Origin of the sequence: Salisediminibacterium halotolerans, from assembly GCF_003814815.1 — a bacterium.
Classification (GTDB): domain Bacteria; phylum Bacillota; class Bacilli; order Bacillales; family Salisediminibacteriaceae; genus Salisediminibacterium; species Salisediminibacterium halotolerans.
The window spans coordinates 93502-109768 of sequence record NZ_RKQQ01000005.1; the positions used below are offsets into that span (position 1 = coordinate 93502).

General features: G+C 48.2%; 16 protein-coding genes. 6 read left to right on the forward strand and 10 right to left on the reverse strand.

Annotated features, from left to right (window positions below; all coding sequences use genetic code 11):
* Window positions 1-22: 22 nt before the first annotated feature.
* Window positions 23-2377, reverse strand: coding sequence for a glycoside hydrolase family 31 protein (locus tag EDD67_RS10070; RefSeq protein ID WP_121439917.1), 2355 nt, complete (start codon window positions 2375-2377; stop codon window positions 23-25).
* 160 nt (window positions 2378-2537) lie between these two features.
* Here EDD67_RS10070 and EDD67_RS10075 point away from each other — a divergent pair, with 160 nt between their 5' ends.
* The gene (locus EDD67_RS10075) at window positions 2538-2984 is read left to right on the forward strand and encodes a pirin family protein (RefSeq protein WP_307723686.1); all 447 of its coding nucleotides are present in this window, start codon (window positions 2538-2540) and stop codon (window positions 2982-2984) included.
* A 7-nt stretch (window positions 2985-2991) separates the two neighbouring features.
* On the forward strand, window positions 2992-3162 hold the full coding sequence (locus EDD67_RS14195) for a pirin-like C-terminal cupin domain-containing protein (RefSeq protein WP_318272063.1): 171 nt from the start codon (window positions 2992-2994) through the stop codon (window positions 3160-3162).
* Between the two features lie 55 nt (window positions 3163-3217).
* Here the strand turns inward: EDD67_RS14195 and EDD67_RS10080 are convergent, their stop codons facing one another.
* From EDD67_RS10080 to EDD67_RS10090, 3 genes are read right to left on the reverse strand one after another with little or no spacing between them, the layout of a single operon-like run.
* Window positions 3218-4168: an ABC transporter ATP-binding protein gene (locus EDD67_RS10080; protein WP_121439918.1), complete on the reverse strand. Its 951-nt coding sequence runs from the start codon at window positions 4166-4168 to the stop codon at window positions 3218-3220.
* A complete protein-coding gene (locus tag EDD67_RS10085) occupies window positions 4169-4816 on the reverse strand; it encodes a hypothetical protein (protein WP_121439919.1) in 648 nt (215 codons plus the stop codon).
* Between the two features lie 6 nt (window positions 4817-4822).
* Entirely contained in the window at window positions 4823-5335 is a 513-nt protein-coding gene (locus EDD67_RS10090) for a GNAT family N-acetyltransferase (protein WP_277872127.1), read from the reverse strand.
* A 141-nt stretch (window positions 5336-5476) separates the two neighbouring features.
* Between EDD67_RS10090 and EDD67_RS10095 the strand changes: the two genes are divergently transcribed.
* The gene (locus tag EDD67_RS10095; protein ID WP_121439920.1) at window positions 5477-6403 is read left to right on the forward strand and encodes a Gfo/Idh/MocA family protein; all 927 of its coding nucleotides are present in this window, start codon (window positions 5477-5479) and stop codon (window positions 6401-6403) included.
* Here EDD67_RS10095 and EDD67_RS10100 read toward each other — a convergent pair.
* Complete coding sequence (locus EDD67_RS10100; protein WP_121439921.1) at window positions 6397-7086, reverse strand: copper homeostasis protein CutC; 690 nt, start codon at window positions 7084-7086, stop codon at window positions 6397-6399. The genes EDD67_RS10095 and EDD67_RS10100 overlap by 7 nt on opposite strands.
* A gap of 203 nt (window positions 7087-7289) precedes the next feature.
* Between EDD67_RS10100 and EDD67_RS10105 the strand changes: the two genes are divergently transcribed.
* Window positions 7290-7994: a hypothetical protein gene (locus EDD67_RS10105; RefSeq protein ID WP_121439922.1), complete on the forward strand. Its 705-nt coding sequence runs from the start codon at window positions 7290-7292 to the stop codon at window positions 7992-7994.
* A 43-nt stretch (window positions 7995-8037) separates the two neighbouring features.
* Here the strand turns inward: EDD67_RS10105 and EDD67_RS10110 are convergent, their stop codons facing one another.
* Together EDD67_RS10110 and EDD67_RS10115 are read right to left on the reverse strand one after the other, a co-directional pair.
* Window positions 8038-9828 carry an SLC13 family permease gene (locus EDD67_RS10110; protein ID WP_121439923.1) on the reverse strand — a complete coding sequence of 597 codons (1791 nt, stop codon included), beginning with the start codon at window positions 9826-9828 and terminating at the stop codon, window positions 8038-8040.
* 152 nt (window positions 9829-9980) lie between these two features.
* Window positions 9981-10493 (reverse strand): hypothetical protein, encoded by a 513-nt coding sequence (locus EDD67_RS10115; protein ID WP_121439924.1) that lies wholly within the window; start codon window positions 10491-10493, stop codon window positions 9981-9983.
* Window positions 10494-10655: 162 nt separating this feature from the next.
* Here EDD67_RS10115 and mltG point away from each other — a divergent pair, with 162 nt between their 5' ends.
* Complete coding sequence (mltG, locus tag EDD67_RS10120; RefSeq protein ID WP_158638216.1) at window positions 10656-11498, forward strand: endolytic transglycosylase MltG; 843 nt, start codon at window positions 10656-10658, stop codon at window positions 11496-11498.
* A gap of 47 nt (window positions 11499-11545) precedes the next feature.
* Here the strand turns inward: mltG and pepF are convergent, their stop codons facing one another.
* A complete protein-coding gene (gene pepF / locus EDD67_RS10125; protein WP_121439926.1) occupies window positions 11546-13342 on the reverse strand; it encodes an oligoendopeptidase F in 1797 nt (598 codons plus the stop codon).
* Between the two features lie 173 nt (window positions 13343-13515).
* Between pepF and hpt the strand changes: the two genes are divergently transcribed.
* Window positions 13516-14052: a hypoxanthine phosphoribosyltransferase gene (gene hpt, locus EDD67_RS10130; protein ID WP_121439927.1), complete on the forward strand. Its 537-nt coding sequence runs from the start codon at window positions 13516-13518 to the stop codon at window positions 14050-14052.
* Window positions 14053-14192: 140 nt separating this feature from the next.
* Here hpt and EDD67_RS13965 read toward each other — a convergent pair whose 3' ends face one another.
* The gene (locus EDD67_RS13965; protein ID WP_154718758.1) at window positions 14193-14363 is read right to left on the reverse strand and encodes a hypothetical protein; all 171 of its coding nucleotides are present in this window, start codon (window positions 14361-14363) and stop codon (window positions 14193-14195) included.
* An 84-nt stretch (window positions 14364-14447) separates the two neighbouring features.
* A complete protein-coding gene (locus tag EDD67_RS10135; RefSeq protein ID WP_121439928.1) occupies window positions 14448-16103 on the reverse strand; it encodes an SLC13 family permease in 1656 nt (551 codons plus the stop codon).
* Between the last annotated feature and the right edge of the window lie 164 nt (window positions 16104-16267).

Sequence of the window (16267 nt, forward strand, 5' to 3'; positions counted from 1 at the left end):
GCGCTCCTTTTATCGGTTGTTGTCAGGCAAGAATGATTTCAGCTAAAGCGCCGTAAAGATCGTCCGGCAAATCGATCGCCTGCAGGCTGCTGATCAGTCTATGCGGCTCATTAAGATCGGAACACACACGCGCATAAATCGTTTCTTTCAAGACAAAATCGGTTTCCGCTTCGTTTAGCAAATTGAAAATGCGCTCGGATAAGTTATTTTTGCCGATCGAGAGACCGTCGGGAAATTCAACGAAAAAGCCGTTGTTAACAGGACGGTTATCTAGCGTGATCATAACAGCGTCTGTTTCACGATCGTCTTCACGTTCAAACGGCAAGGCGGTAACCCCGTCGTCAGCAAGAACGTTTATGAGCGTTGACGAAGTCATCCCATTGAACCGCAGTGTGTATGTCCGTTTTTCCGGCAGAATGTCAAGGTTCCCTTCCGCTCGGCGGAGCTCAAAACGGGAAACACCGTTATCATTCCAACGAAACACCATCGGCGTGACGGCCGATTTCTCGCTGTCATTGTCTTCGTAAAGCCGAAATGATCCGTCGGCGCCGGGGAAGATAGAAATATCGAGCGATTCCGGGTGCGACACGCCGTGCTGACTGCTTTTTAAAGCGGGACTGAGCGGTAATATCGCTCCGGCTTTTGCAAATACAGGAATTTCATCGAGGCGCCGGTATACGGTGATCATCCGGCCGCCGTCGTAGATGAGACCGGTGAAAATATCTGTGTACGTGCCCTCCGGAAGCCAGACAGTTACCGAGCCGCGGTCAAACGCACGATTCATCGGTGTTGTGATCGGTGCGGCGATCAGTTCGGAACCGAAAGCGTATTGGTTTGGCACATGATAAGCATCTTCATGATGCGGATAATCATAATACATCGGCTGGACGACCGGTTCGTCCTCATAGTGAAACCGGGCATTCATCGTGTGCATATACGGCAGAAGCTGATGACGAAAGCGCAAATAACGGTTTAAGATTTGATGGGAGCGGACACCAAAACGCCACGGTTCTTTGCCGCTGAACAAATTTTTCGTGCTGTGCAGCCGGGTGATCGGTGCGAAAACGCCGAATTGAAGCCAACGGATCATCAGTTCCGCATCTTTGTAGCCGAACATATGCCCGCCGATATCGTGACTCCACCAGCCGTAGCCGGCGTTGGAGGCCATCGCCGTGAAGTACGGCTGAAAATCAAGCGATTCCCACGTAATGACGGTATCTCCGGAGAAACCGATCGGGTAACGGTGGCTGCCGATGCCGGCATAACGTGAAAAGATGAGCGGGCGGCTGTTGCGTTTAGCATGATCGCGGTAATGAAAATGGTTGAGCATCCAGAGCGGATCCAGTCCAGGAACCGATGTATCCGTTCCTTGCTGCCAATCAATCCACCAAAAATCAACGCCGTCACGTTCATGCGGATGATGCAAGTGTTTAAAATATGCTTCGGCGAATCGTTTATTTGCAATATCAAACGCGAGTGGCTGCTCAGTTGCAGGATCGACGCCTAAATCTTTTGCCATCTGTTCATAAGGCTCTTCAAACGCCCTTACGCCGTCAGCCGGATGGACGTTCAGCGATACGCGCAAGCCTTTGTCATGGAGCGTGCGCATAAACGTAAGCGGATCGGGAAAAAGCTCACGGTTCCACGTATACCCGGTCCATCCGTGTCCGTACTTCGAATCGATATCCGTCAGGTGCCAATCCATATCAATCACGGCGACGGAAAACGGCACGCCTTCCTCTTCAAAGCGATCCATCAGCGCGAGGTATTCATCTTGGGTATAGGCATAGTAGCGGCTCCACCAATTGCCGAGCGCATACCGCGGAAGCATCGGTGTTTTTCCGCAAAGATGAAAAAAATCACGGAGCGCTGTTTTATAATCTTTCGGATAAGCGAGTAAGTAAAGGTCTTCAATCCCGTCTTTGCGAGGGGAGATCCAGTCGCCGTCCAAAACAGCGGCGTTGCTGTCATCAATGAGCGCATACCCGTCTTTTGTCAGCACGCCCGGTTCCAGCTCTGTTTCTCCGTCCACCATGTCGAGCGTTCGGGCTGTGCCGGGCAAACTCCATCCGCTGTCGCCGAAACGCCAGGTGTTCTTCCAGTGTTCGACGTGCGGGCTCTTAATATGAACTTGCAGACCGTGTCTTGAAAACGGCTGTTTATCATAAGTGAGATGCAGCGTATCCGTAATAATGTCTAAAGATGTTTCGTTATCGTAGACGGTGTAATTGGGTGCGGGAAAGTCCCTGTTCACAACGGTTTGGGTGGCACGGTCTTCAAATATGCCGTCTTCACTGTATTCCATCCGGATCATTTTTTCGGTTAATACGGTGAAGCGGTAGTGCTCGCCTTGAATCGTTCCTTGCTGACCTGTCATGAATTCATCTCCTTTTAGTAAAAAAGTCAGTCTCAGTAAGTATTTCGCCAAAAGGATGTAAAATCCTGCAAAATAAGGCAGGTCAAGCGTGTTCTTTGCAGATCCTTCCAGGGCGTGGTTTACTGAATAGGAGGCCATTCATCCGTCAGGAGGGGTAAAAATGAGCGATCGTGAAGTCAAGGAATCATGGCAAGTCGCGTATCAGCAAGACCGCTTACCGTTTATTCAAAAAGGCTGGGTGATTCCGGCCGAACGGATGATAGAGACAGATCCTTTTATCTTAATGGCAGAGGATTGGTTTAAACGCGGCGCGTTTGCCGATCATCCGCACCGCGGGTTTCAGACAGTGACGTATTTGCTAGACGGTCAGTTAGAACATGTTGATAACAGCGGCGGTCATACGATTTTGGAACCGGGAGACATGCAGTATATGAATGCGGGGTGGGCTGCGCGCCATGCTGAAGAAGCCGTCGGTGAGGGGATTGCGCATACACTGCAGCTTTGGCTCAACCTTCCGGCTGCTTTAAAGAAGTCAGAAACGTCTTACCAAAATGTGTACAGCGAAGAGGCTGAAGTCACGTCGCTTCCCGGCGGACCCGGGAGATAAGACGCATTTGCGCTTGGAGGCTCTTCATCGCCGGACGAAAGTGCTGGTGTATGCCGGCAAACCGCTCGGCGAACCGATTGCGGCCGGCGGGCCGTTTGTGATGAATACGGACGCAGAGATTAAGGAGGCTTTTGCTGATTTCCGCTCAGGAAAATTCGGCGGAAGCGTGAACACGTAATCCGTCCGTCAGAGAAACAAAAAAGCACCGGAATCTCCCCGGTGCTTTTTTTAGGTTAGGTCGCGCGCGTCGGTGTTTCGTCCGTCGATTCATAAGGAAGTCCGCCTTCGAACACATCGGAGAGCGAATCCTGCCGGACAGTCACTTCGTATATTTTGACATTGTTAGACAAAAAGACCATCAGCACCTTCGGGATTTCTTCTTCGGAAGCGACGTGAACCGTCAGATAACGGCCGTCGCGCTCTTCTGATTTATTCAAGAGCGTCAGCGCTTCTTCGATTTTCCGGTGTTCATATTGGGACATTTCCGACGAGAGTTTCATTTTGACAGAAAATGATGAGGCAAAGCGCTGTTTTAATTCGGCAAGCGACCCTTCAACAGCGACGCTTCCTTCGTGCATAACAGCGAGATGCGTCGAGAGCGCTTCGGCTTCTTCCAAATCATCAGTCGTCATCACAATCGTTTTACCGGCTTCGTGCCACTGTTCGATCATTTTGCGCACGTCTGTGCGGTCGCGTTCATTTAAACCGGCTGTCGGTTCGTCGAGTAAAATAAGAACAGGATCATGAATGATTGCTTGTGCTAAACCTAAGCGTCTTTTTTGTGCCGGGAGAAGCCGGCCGGTGCGGACTTTTTTGACATCACCCAAACCGACGGCATCAAGCACTTTATGAATCCGGTTTTTATCTGCTTTCACACCCGATATCCGGCTGAAAAACTGCAGCTGTTTGACAGGTGTATAATCTTCATAAAACCCCGGATCAGCCGGAAGCATGCCGACAGAATTTTTCACAGATTGAAATGCGCCTTTTTCCGCAAATAAAAATGTATCGCCGCCGGTCGGAACTGTGATATCAGCGAGCATATTTAAAACGGTTGATTTTCCGGAATTTTTGGCGCCGATAATCGTATAAAGTGCGCCTTCTTCGACAGTGACGGATACAGGACCGACTTGTTTATTTTTCTGATATTTCTTCATCAGCTGCTCTGTACGGATCATTTCCATTTACAGATCGCTCCTTTCGAAGAGCACGTAAGCGGCACTCAATAAAACAGCGCCATAAAACAGCGGGATGATGACGGCAAGGATCGAGTCATAAATATACATATGGTAAGGAGAAACCGCATGCAGCCAGTTATCGGCAGCGTATGACCATATCACAGCCGCCGGCAACAGAATGCCGGCCAAGACGCTGACCCGTTTTGACGTGAGCGGACGCTTGATTAAAGCTGAAAGAAAAAATGCTGTACTGATTGAAAAAAACAACAAGCTGACATGCATCGTCGTGCTGCCTGTTAACCCGGGGGCAGTAAAAAAGCCGGTAACGCCGACAGCTACGATCAACATGATGAGCCAATACCCGGCATGTGCGAGCAGCTTTCCGCCAAAAATTGCTGCACGGGGAATGCGAATGACAACAAGACGAAATGTGCGCGCAGCTGCTTCGCTGTTTAATGCGTCATGCGAAACCGTTAAAACGACAAGAAATCCGAATACGCTCATAATCAGCGCGAAGCCGTTAAATGGGAGCTGCGGGTAAAGATCGCTGTAAGTTTCCGAAAGATAAGTTAATCCGGCGGCGAGCCCGATGATCAAAATCGATTGAAATTGCCACAGCAGTCCGTTTAATTCTCGCAAAAACACGTTAATCATTGACGATCACCCTTTATCAGTATGTCCTGTTACGGAGCTGCGCCGCTCCATTAAAATCAGGTCGTGCCATAGGCCGTCTCGTTGAGCAATTTTTTCCCGTCGTCCGACTTCGCGGAACCCGTGTTTTTCGTGCAAGCGGCGGCTCGCATTATTTTGCGGGAAAACACCGGATTGAAGCGTCCAGTATCCCGCTTGTTCGCTCGCTTTAATCAGTTCCCAGAGCAGAAGACCGCCAATTCCTTGCCCGTTTTCATCCGGGTGAACATAAATGCTAAGTTCAGCGACCCCGGCATAGACAGTTCGGGAAGATACCGGCGCGAGGGCGGCCCAACCGCAGACTCGCCCGGATCGGCGGGCGACGAGACGGCATTCGGCTAAATGGCCGCTGTCCCAATCAGGCCAGTCAGAAACCGAGCTTTCAAAGGAGGCAATGCCGCTGTCGAGTCCTTGTTGATAAATCGTTTTAACGGCCGGCCAGTCGCCCGGCGTCATCGGGGCAATGGTAATATTTGCGCGCAAACCGTTTCCCTCGCTTTACATAAATTATATTTTCCAGTATGGACGGTCATCTGTCTGACTTCAAGCGCCAGTCTAGTTTTCTTTTTAAGAGTGAAGGGAATAACCACAACTGAAGCTTGAGAAAAATTGGAGGTGCTGTCCATGATTAAAGTCGGAATGATCGGGATCGGCGATGTTGCCAAAAAAGCGTATTTGCCTCTATTAGGCGAACGCTCGGACACAGAAGTTCATCTTTATACCCGCGATCAGGCGAAATTAAAACAAATCGGCCGGCAATACCGGTTTACTCATCTGCATGAAAGTCTGTCCTCGCTGATTGCCAGCGGGATCGAGGCGGCTTTTGTCCATTCGACAACGCATGCTCATGAAGAACCGGTGCGCAGACTGCTTGAAGCGGGAGTTCATGTCTTTGTCGATAAACCGGTAACGATGTATTATGATCAAACCGAATCGCTAACCGATTTAGCTGATCGGCAAAACTTGCTGCTAGTAACCGGTTTTAACCGCCGCTTTGCCCCGAGTTATCAGCGCTTAAAAGACATTCAAGAGCCGAACATGGTGATCGTCCAAAAAAACCGCAGTTCCGTGCCGCTGGACATTCGAACATTCGTTGTTGAAGATTTCATCCATGTCGTCGATTCGATGCGGTTTTTGTTCCCTTATCCGATAACAAATATGAGCGTCGACAGTCATTATAAAGACGATTTATTGCATCACGTGATTCTCCGTTTTTCGTCCCCGCAAGGTTCGGCTGTCGGAATTATGAACCGCAATGCCGGGACAACGGTCGAAAAAGCGGAAGTGATGGGACCTCATGAAACCGGGATCGTGCAGCATGTCAAAGATTTGACGATTCGCAGAGAGCGCGAAGAAATTAAACCCGAAATCGCTGATTGGGTTCCAACCCTAAAGACGCGCGGATTTACCGACATGGTCGACGATTTCATCGAAGCGGTGAACAGCGGCAAACCTCCGGCTGTGACGAATGCGGATGCTTTAGAAACACACCGGATCTGTGAATACGTCGTTACTGAAGTGGAGCGGCAGAGCCGGGGATCGATTTACTGAATAAGCGAACGTAAATACGCGATTTCTTCTTTGTCAGGCGGCAGGGCGAAAGAACCTTGCCGCCTTGCTGCGGATCCGATGTGATAAAAGCCGGTTTTTAGTGTTTGATGCACGGAAGCTAAATTGTCGCGGTTGAGCCCGCTCCCCGGTAAAACAGCCGGTCCGGTTTCGTATTTCTGAAGATCGCTCAGTTTTTTTAATAACGGCAAGCCTTCAATCGCTTTAGTCTTGCCGCCGGACGTTAATACGGAGGTCACTTGCCGATAGTGCCGCAGCTGTCGCCATCCATTGAGCGGATCTGTCAGCTGATCAAATGCGCGGTGAAATGTCAGCGCCATATCGCCGGCTTCATCAAGAACGGCTTCCAAAGAGGATGTATCAATTTCGCCGTCTTCTGTGATACTTCCGAATACAATCCCGTCTGCGCCGAGTGAGCGAATAATCCGTACGTCTTCCAAGGCCGATTCAAGCTCATCTTTTCGCAGCAAAAAAGAATAGCTCTGCGGGCGTACCATCACCCGCACAGGAATCGTTACCGAAGAGAGCACTTGTTTGATTGTTCCAAAGCTCGGCGTCAGTCCCCCTGAAGCGATCGCTGATACAAGCTCGAGCCGGTCTGCGCCGTACTTTTCGGCTAAAACGGCATCCCGCTTATTTTCCACAATGATTTCTAATTTGCTCATTCAGCTCCCTCCATTTCCATTTCTTCATCGCGGATCGTTACATATACAAAAATGAAGTCATTCGATAGAACATGCTGTTGTCTCCAACATACCCTGAAAAGAAGCGGTTCAATCCGTCTTTCAAGCAGGATCGTAAAAAACGGTGCAATGATGGTGTAACGCGATTTTTCACTCTAACGACCGTAGTAATAGGAGGGATTCACATGCATGAAAAAATAGCGGGGCGGATGTTTTGGTATGCTTTTGTGTTTAGCAGTGCAGTTGTTCTAAGTGCTTGCGGCGGCAATGAACCGGCAGATCAACATGTAAACAAAGAGGAGTACGGCAGTAATAACATGAACGTTCCGGCAGACGATACAGCGGCAGAAGCGGATAATGCTGATCTAAATGACGAATCGAATGAACCGGCGGAAGAAGAAGATCCGGATATAAAAGAGAAGGCTGAAACGGCAGTGGAAGCGCTGAAAAAAAAAGATTATGACACAGTAGCGGATATGACGCATACTCGGGGAGTGTTATTTTCACCTTATATAAACATTGATACTAAACAAGATCCAATGTTTTCTCCGGACGAAATATCACAATTTCCCGAAACAGAAGAAACCTATGATTGGGGCGTACAAGACGGTTCAGGAGAAGATATTATTTTGACTCCTTCTGAGTATCACGACAAATATTTGTTTGTGCGCGATTTCACCGAGGCGGATAAAATTGAAAAAAATGCGAACGAAGGACAAGGTCATATGCCGTTTAACGGTGATGAGATCTATCCAGAGGCGGAATATATTGCCTTTCATGTTGAAGAAGACCCTGAACAATTAAACTGGGCAAGCCTGCATCTCGGATTTGAAGAAGACGACGGAGATTATCAGCTCGTTGCTGTACTTGTTGACCGCTGGACAATATAACGACGAGAAGAGCTCGGCCGCAGCTGGCCGAGCTCTGATTGATTTAAATATAGAAAAGCCAGATCATCGTTACAGAAATGACGAGGAAAATGACGCTCATTAAACTTCCGGCCCGCAAATAATCGGCATTTCGGTAGCCGCCGGGAGTCATAATAAACGCATTGACCTGATGGGTAGGCAGGACAAAGGAGTTGGACGCCGATACAGCGACAAGCAGTGCCAGCGCAGCAGGGTCGACACCGAAACTTTCACCCATTAAAATAACGAGCGGCACGAGCAGCACTGTCGCTGCAACGTTTGACATAAAGAGCGAGAAGAACATTGAAAGCAAGCCGATAACGATCAGAATCGGCAAAATCCCCCACGTTTCAATCACACTGACTAAAGCATTGGCTGTTAACTCGGCGGCTCCGCTGTTATCAAAAGCTGTACCGAGCGGAATGAGTCCGGCGAGAAGAAAGACGGTTTTCCAATCGATCGCTGAGTAAATCTCGTTTTTCGGGATGACTCCAAACAGAATCATCATCATAGCTCCGGTAAAAAAGCTGATCGGGAGCGGAAAGCCGAAAAGTACGAGCGTTAGCGAAACAGCGAGCGAAATGAGGGCCGGTTTTTTCAAGTCGCGTCCGGAAGAAGGATCAGGCTGTTTCACATTGCTCATGACAACGAACGTTTCGGATTGTTTCAGCTTGTCGATATCTTCCCAGCGTCCGAACACGATAATTTCAAGGCCCGGCGTCATCTCGTCTTCAAGAACGTTAAACTGTTCCCCGTCCGGGCCGATATAGGCAACCGGTTCGACGTGATAGTTTTTTCGGAGTCCGAGTTCAGCGAGCGTTCTTCCGGCGGCTGCTGATTTTGGCGGCACAATCAGTTCAGCAAACCCGGCAAATTCATCGTTCAGAACGTCGGTGAAAATTTGCGGGTCATCGGTGCCGGACAGGTTATACGCTTTTGTAAACGCGCGGATTTGTTCTTCGTCGCCCAGCAAGGCCAGCGTTTGGTTCGCTCTGATCCGTGTTTGACGCCAAGGTGTGTACGTAAAGCTTCCGTTTTCATAAATGCCGATAATATGAATACCGAATTGCTGCCAAATATTTAACGATTCAATTGACTGATCGATCAAGGCGTTTTCTTCGGGAATCGTGCACTCATAAATGTGTTCCGGCAAGTTGTACACGTGTTGAAGCGAAGCATCGTGCTTGCTGCTGTCATCCTCTTTATTGCCCGGAAGCACTTTATGGCCGAGCAGGTAGAAATAAAGAATGCCGCCGGCAAGAAGGGCAACCCCGATCGGAGTGACGGCAAACAGGTGAAACGAATCATACCCGGCATCGCCGAGTAAATCATTGAGGATGATTAACGGGCCGGAAGCGACCATCGTTAAGGTTCCGCCGAGAATAGCGGCATACCCCATCGGCATAATGAGTTTTGACGGGGCGATTTTGGCCCGTTTTCCGACACGGCGAAGTGTAGGAAGAAAGAGCGCGGCGGCGCCGATGTTTTGCATAAACGACGAAATGACACCGGCAGTAGCTGATGTTGTCGCCATGATATTTTTTTCCTTCGTTCCGACGTTGTCTGTGATCAATTTGGCGATCACGCCCATCACACCTGATTTCTCAATGCCGTAACCGATCAGCATCACGCCGATGATCGAAATGACGGCGTCCGATGCAAAACCGGAAAAGGCTTCGTCGACAGTAATGACCCCTGTCCACGGCAACAAGACCATAATGAGAACAGCAACAAGGTCGGTCCGCAATTTTTCTGAGACAAATAAAATGATAGCGAGCAAGAGCACGCCGTATGTAAGCATAATATCGATGGTCATAAAAAATCCCTCCGCCAGCTTAGTAAATGAATCAGCCAACTATTTAACATTTGAATAGTGCTTGAATTATCAATGTAACATACACCGGGGAGTATGACCAGTTAAACCTTGCGGGGTATGTAAGGCGGGTTTTTATCAGTCTGACAGCCTAACTAACCGGAGGAATGATCATCACCTTCTGAAATAGCGGCAAAGATATCGTCAAAAATATCCGGAGGCGTATCATCGACATTTTCTGAAGAGACAGGTTCGCCGAATGCCCATGTGATTTGCTGTTCGCCGTCTGTATTGACAAATCCTATTGTATGAGCATTCACGGGGAAATCTTCATTGTTGTAGAGAAATTCTTCCTCATGAAATACCGTCAACGGCTGATTGGCATTAATAAAGAAAACCGGTGTTTCAATCTCGTCGTAAACGTTTGCCCAGCTCGGTGAAGAAAGGTGCTGGAAGTGTTCGCACGTAATAAAAAAAGCATCATATCTGTCGTCTTCGTTTTCGTCTTCAAGCGCCGAAGCATCTGTGATCGAGAACTGAACGTTCGGGTTGTGAATATCCGGAAGGCTGCCGATCACGCCGATATGCAGGTTCTCTCCTTCGTAAGATGAATTTGTGCAGCCGCAAAGCAGGAACAGTGCAAGCAGAAAGTTGATGTATTTGAGCATAAAATCCGTCCTTATTTATTAATTCTATCCAGTAAGACGTAATGAGATGGAAAAAAGTTTCAAGGGTGAGTTTAAAATTTCTGCCGTTTGCAAGATAAATACGATGTTATACTCAACAGTAATCGTAACAAAGGATGACTGGAAAATGAAGGAGGATGCATATTGAAGCAAACGCTTGCCGCAGCTGCGGTTTTAATTGTTGTGTTTTTGACCGTATTCAGCGGAGTTTACTTGTTAATTCAATCAAACGAAGATGAGGATAATGTTGAAACTGCCGATGAACGGATTCAGGTCACCGTGCCGGAAGGCTTAACGTTAGAACAAATCGGCGCGGTTTTCGCTGACGAAAATATTATGACAGAAGATGAATGGTTTGAGGCGCTTGAAGCCGACCAAGTGAAAAGTCATGAAGTAAAATCGTGGGTTTCTGCTGAAGGTCAAGGCCGCGACCATCGCCTGGAAGGGCTTCTGTTTCCGGCAACTTATACAATCAGCCCGGAAGATAAACCGGCAGACATTGCTGTGAAGATGCTTGATCAAATGGAAACAGAAGTCAATGATGAAACAAAAGAGCAAGCAACAGACCTGGAGGCTTTCAATGATATTTATGATGCCTTTATATTAGCTTCGATTATTGAACGGGAAACAAGAGTAGACGAAGAGCGGGCGAAAGTTTCCGGTGTATTTCACAACCGGATCGAAGAAGAGATGAAACTGCAGGCAGATGCGACCGTCCAATATTTATTTGATGAGCAGCAAGAGCGAGTTACGTATGAAGACTTAGAGATAGAGTCGCCGTATAATACGTATCAAGAAGAGGGACTTCCGCCCGGACCGATTTCGTCATTCGGTGCTGCGTCGTTAAATGCAGCGGTTGATCCGGGAGATCACGATTATTTGTTTTATGTGACGAAAAAAGACGGTTCGCATGAACATTATTTTGCCGAAACGTATGAAGAGCATGAAGAAAATATTGCGCGAAGTGAAGAAAATGCTGAAGAATAAAGCGAAGCCGCCCGTGACTTGGGCGGCTTCGTTTTGTAATTTAAAGCTTAAAAACTTCGCTCCAATTCGTCGACGAGGGAACCGACGTAAGCAACAGCTTCTTGAATCGGTTCTTTCGTTGTCATATCAACGCCGGCTTTTTGCATCAATTCCTGCGGCTTAAGCGTTCCGCCGGCTTTCAGTGTTTCAAGCCAGCGGTCGATCGCTGGCTGCCCTTCGGTTTTAAACTTTTGCGCGGCAGCAGTCGAGGCGGTCAGACCGGCAGAGTAGGTATACGGGTACAGCCCCATATAGTAATGCGGCTGGCGCATCCACGTTAACCCGGCATCGTCGTCGATGGTGACAGCGTCGCCCCAGAAATCTTCCAGCAGCGCTTTTTTCTCGCCGTTAAGAATATCTGTCGTAATCGGAACATCTTCATCTGCTTTTTTATAAATGCGCCGCTGCAACTCACCTTCGAGAATGTGCGTGACAAAGTTATGGTAATACGTGCCGAGCGATTGCAAAATCACCCATCGCCGCATCGCGGGATCGTCATATTTGCTTAAAATATGCTGGCTTAACAGCATTTCATTCATTGTCGACGGGGCCTCGATAAAGTACATCGACGGCCGCGTATTTGATATCCGCTGATAACGGCCGGCAAGGCTGAAGTGGCCTGCGTGCCCCAGCTCGTGAGCAAGTGTAAACGCGTCTTGCATGGAATTGTTCCACGTGACGAGAATGTACGGATGAACGCCGTACGGACTCGAACAGAATGCGCCGGAGCGTTTGCCGTGATTGTTGGCGTAATCGACCCAGCGGTTGTGTACGCCCTGTTTCATAAAGTCCATGTATTCGTCGCCCATTGGCTTTAACGCTTCTAACACAAGCTCCCCAGCTTCATCATACGTCATCGCCGGAGAATTATCCGGATCGATCGGCGCTTTTAAATCCGCATAGGTCATTTCCTCCAGCCCGAGCACGCGCTGTTTTAATTTCGCAAACCGGCGCATGTGCGGTGCAAGTTCTTCTTGGATCGTATCGAGCTGGCGGTGATACATATCTTGCGTAACGTCTTGTTTATGCAAAAGCATATCCGTGACCGAATCGTAGCCGCGAAGCCGGGATTCGACAACTTCTTTCTTAATCTCTGTAGCCAAGGCTGCCGCATATGTGTTTTGGTAGTTGGCGAGCGCTTCATAAAAGGTTTTATATGCTTTACGGCGCACTTCGGTGTCCGCAGACGTTTCGTAATTTGCGAAGGTATTAAACGTTAACGGATATTCGGTGCCGGCAGATGTCGTGAACGACGGAAAATGAAGATCGGAAGATTTGCTGCGCTCGTAAATCATAAACGGCGCCTGATGAACTTCGGTGAACGCAGCCAATACATTTTCGGCTTCAGGAGAAAGACGGTACGGCTGGGTTTCTAACAGGTCATCAAGCTGTTTTTGAAATTCGGCCAGTTCCGGTTCAACGACAATACACTCAGCAATATGCTGATCGGACAATTGAAGAATTTCTGATTTTATAAAAGACGTTTCCGCGCTGACTTTTGCCTGCAATGAAGCGGCCCGAGCGGCGTTTGCCTGATTGAGCGGATCGGAGCCGTCAGCCGATTCACTCAGGTGCGCATAAGTTAGCACTTTTGTGAAGCGTTCTTGAAGCTTATCCGATTCTTTTAAAACACCGAGAAGCATCTCAGCGCTTTCGGCAATTTTGCCTTTATAGGCTTTTACTTGTTCCAATACAGCAGGAATTGCTTCAACTTCTGTTTCCCACGCTTGTTGATCGGCAAATAAGTCGCGTAAATCCCAAGTTTGTTCAGTCGGTATTTCTGAACGCGTAACGGTTTCTTGCATCGATATCCCCGCTTTCTTATGTTTGAATATTTCGATTTGCGAAACTATTTTCATTATAAATCAAGCGACTCAGCTTGAAAAGTAAAAATACATGCTGTTTCATCTTTTCATCACCGTTAACGCAAGGTATGATAAAGATGAACAAGTTAAGCTAGCCATGGAGGGGTATGACAATGACGAACGTGATCGATGAAACGCTGCTGTCAGAAGAGCAGATTCAAAAACGGGTTAAAGAACTGGCGGAAGAGATTGAACGCGATTTTAACAATGAACCGATTGTGTTAATTGCCGTGCTGAAGGGTTCATTCGTGTTTGCGGCGGATTTGATGCGCAGCGTAAGCGGAAATGTGCAAGTTGATTTTATTTCCGTTTCAAGTTACGGCAATCAAACAGAGACGACAGGGAAAGTCCGCTTGTTAAAAGATCTGGATACAAACATTACCGATGAAAATGTCGTCGTTGTTGAAGACATCGTCGACAGCGGCTTGACGCTGCATTTTTTAATCGATCATTTGAACATGCACAAACCGAAAGCATTGAAAATCTGTTCACTGCTCGATAAACCGGAAAGGCGGCAAGTCGAGATGGAAATTGATTACGTCGGTTTTCGAATTCCCGATAAGTTTATTGTCGGTTACGGAATTGATTACGCACAGCAGTACAGGAACTTGCCCTACATTGCAACTGTCGAACAGCAAGCGTCTTCTTAAAAAAGGGGGATAAACGGGATGTTTAACCTGTTGTTAGTCATCAGCTGTATGATTGTCGGCGGAGGTGTTGCTTACTTTTGGGGAAAGTCTTTCGGTGAACAAAAGAGTGACAGTAAAAACGATTAAAAAGAGGGCATTCGTCAAGAGTGCCCGCCTTTTTTCTCGTTATAAAGCTGAATGCTGATTATAATAGCAACAGCGGCCGTGGCGCCGCCAAGCAGGAGCCATCCCGGTATCACGAGCGTTTCCGTGTAGTGCAGGAGCATCAAGGTGATTACAATCGCGACGCCGATCCAGCGGGTCATGCTCATAAGGGTTCCTCCTTTTGCAGTACGATATGCCAAAAGTGTACCATATACAACCAACCGCCGATTACGGCAGTTGGTTGTTTTCAATTACGGAAAGGTTGAGATGTCGATCCCGAATACGAGCGGTAAAAGCAGCATGACAAAAACAGTTAGCGCAACGATCGCGATCAGATTCATCCAAAATCCGGCTTTAACCATATCCATCATCTTCAAATAGCCCGACCCGAAAACGACGGCGTTTGGCGGTGTTGCCACCGGGAGCATGAACGCACAGGAGGCGGCGACAGCAGCCGGAACCATCATTGCGAACGGATGCACATCAATCGCGTAGGCAAGCGACGCCATAATCGGCATCAGCATCGTTGCCGATGCCGTATTCGATGTAATTTCTGTTAAGAACAAGACAAGTACGGCAACGGCAAGAACGATCAAGATCAGTTCGACTCCGACAAGAACACCGAGCTGTTCGCCGATCCAGACGTCGAGTCCGGTATCACCGAACGCGCTGGCAATCGCGAGTCCGCCGCCGAATAAAATCAAAATGCCCCACGGAACATCTTTCGCCGTGTGCCAGTTCATCAGTTTAACTCCCTGGTATTGAAAAGACGGGATCAGAAAGAGAACAAACGCGCCGGTAATCGCGATCATCGTGTCATCGATTCCTTCGTGGACGTATTCTTGTAACACATACGTTCTGGATATCCATGCGAGAGCAGTAAGGGTAAATACCGTCATAACGGCTTTTTCGTCCGCAGTCATCGCTCCGAGAGCTGAACGTTCTTCCTGGACGACTTTTTTGCCGCCGGGAATTTCTTTCATCTTCATCGGAAAGGCAAACGTGACGAGGTAGAACCAAGCAACCAACAATAACGTTACCGACAGAGGTACACCAAACAACATCCAATCGGCAAAAGCCAAGTCGATGCCGAAAATCTCATCGAGCTGACCGGCAAGAATCGTGTTCGGCGGCGTGCCGATAATGGTGCCGAGCCCGCCGATCGAAGCAGCAAACGCAATCGCGATCATCAGCCCTTTCGAGAAACGTTCTTCCTCTTGTTTGGCATTGTTGACACTCGTTTCATCGATCAATGATCCAAGCTGATAAATAATCGCCGTGCCGATCGGGACCATCATCATCGCAGTAGCGGTGTTGGAAATCCACATCGATAAAAAAGCGGTTGCGAGCATAAATCCAAGCATTAGGCGCTTCGTGCTGGTGCCGACCGCGTTAATAATCGCGAGGGCAATACGTTTATGTAAGTTCCAGCGCTCCAATGCTAAAGCAATGATAAAACCGCCGAGAAACAAAAATACGATATTGTCGCCGTAATTCGGCGTCACTTCGCCGACTTCAATCGTTGTGACAAGCGGCATCAAAATAATCGGCAAGAGCGACGTGACCGGGATCGGAATCGCCTCAGTTATCCACCATGTTGCAATCCAAGCGGTAGCAGCTAACACTCCGCGTGCTTCGAGCGGGAGCCCTTCAGCATCAAAAAAGAAAAGAATGAGCAAAAATAATAGCGGGCCCAAGACAAGTCCGATCTTTTGTTTGCGGGTGAAATCTTTTCCGTCAGGTGACGGCTGCCGATACGTTCCGGTCATTTTTCCGGAAGCTTTCGCCATCCGTCCGCTATCTTTGGGCGGATCATTACCGGGTTTTCCCGAGACGATCGAAAGCAAATCTTTTATCCGGTTATGACTCGCCCATGCTTTGTCCCACCATTGCCGAATAGTTGCCATACGTTTCGCTCCTTTCAAATTGCCCCTTTAAAGTTAAAAAGTTTATATAGAAATTTTCGCATAGATCGTCAACACGGATAAAATAAGCTGAGAAGCTGAATAACCATTTTAGTAAGCGCTTTCAAGCACATGCTCTTGTTTTCGCTTGTATGCTGAATAATAAG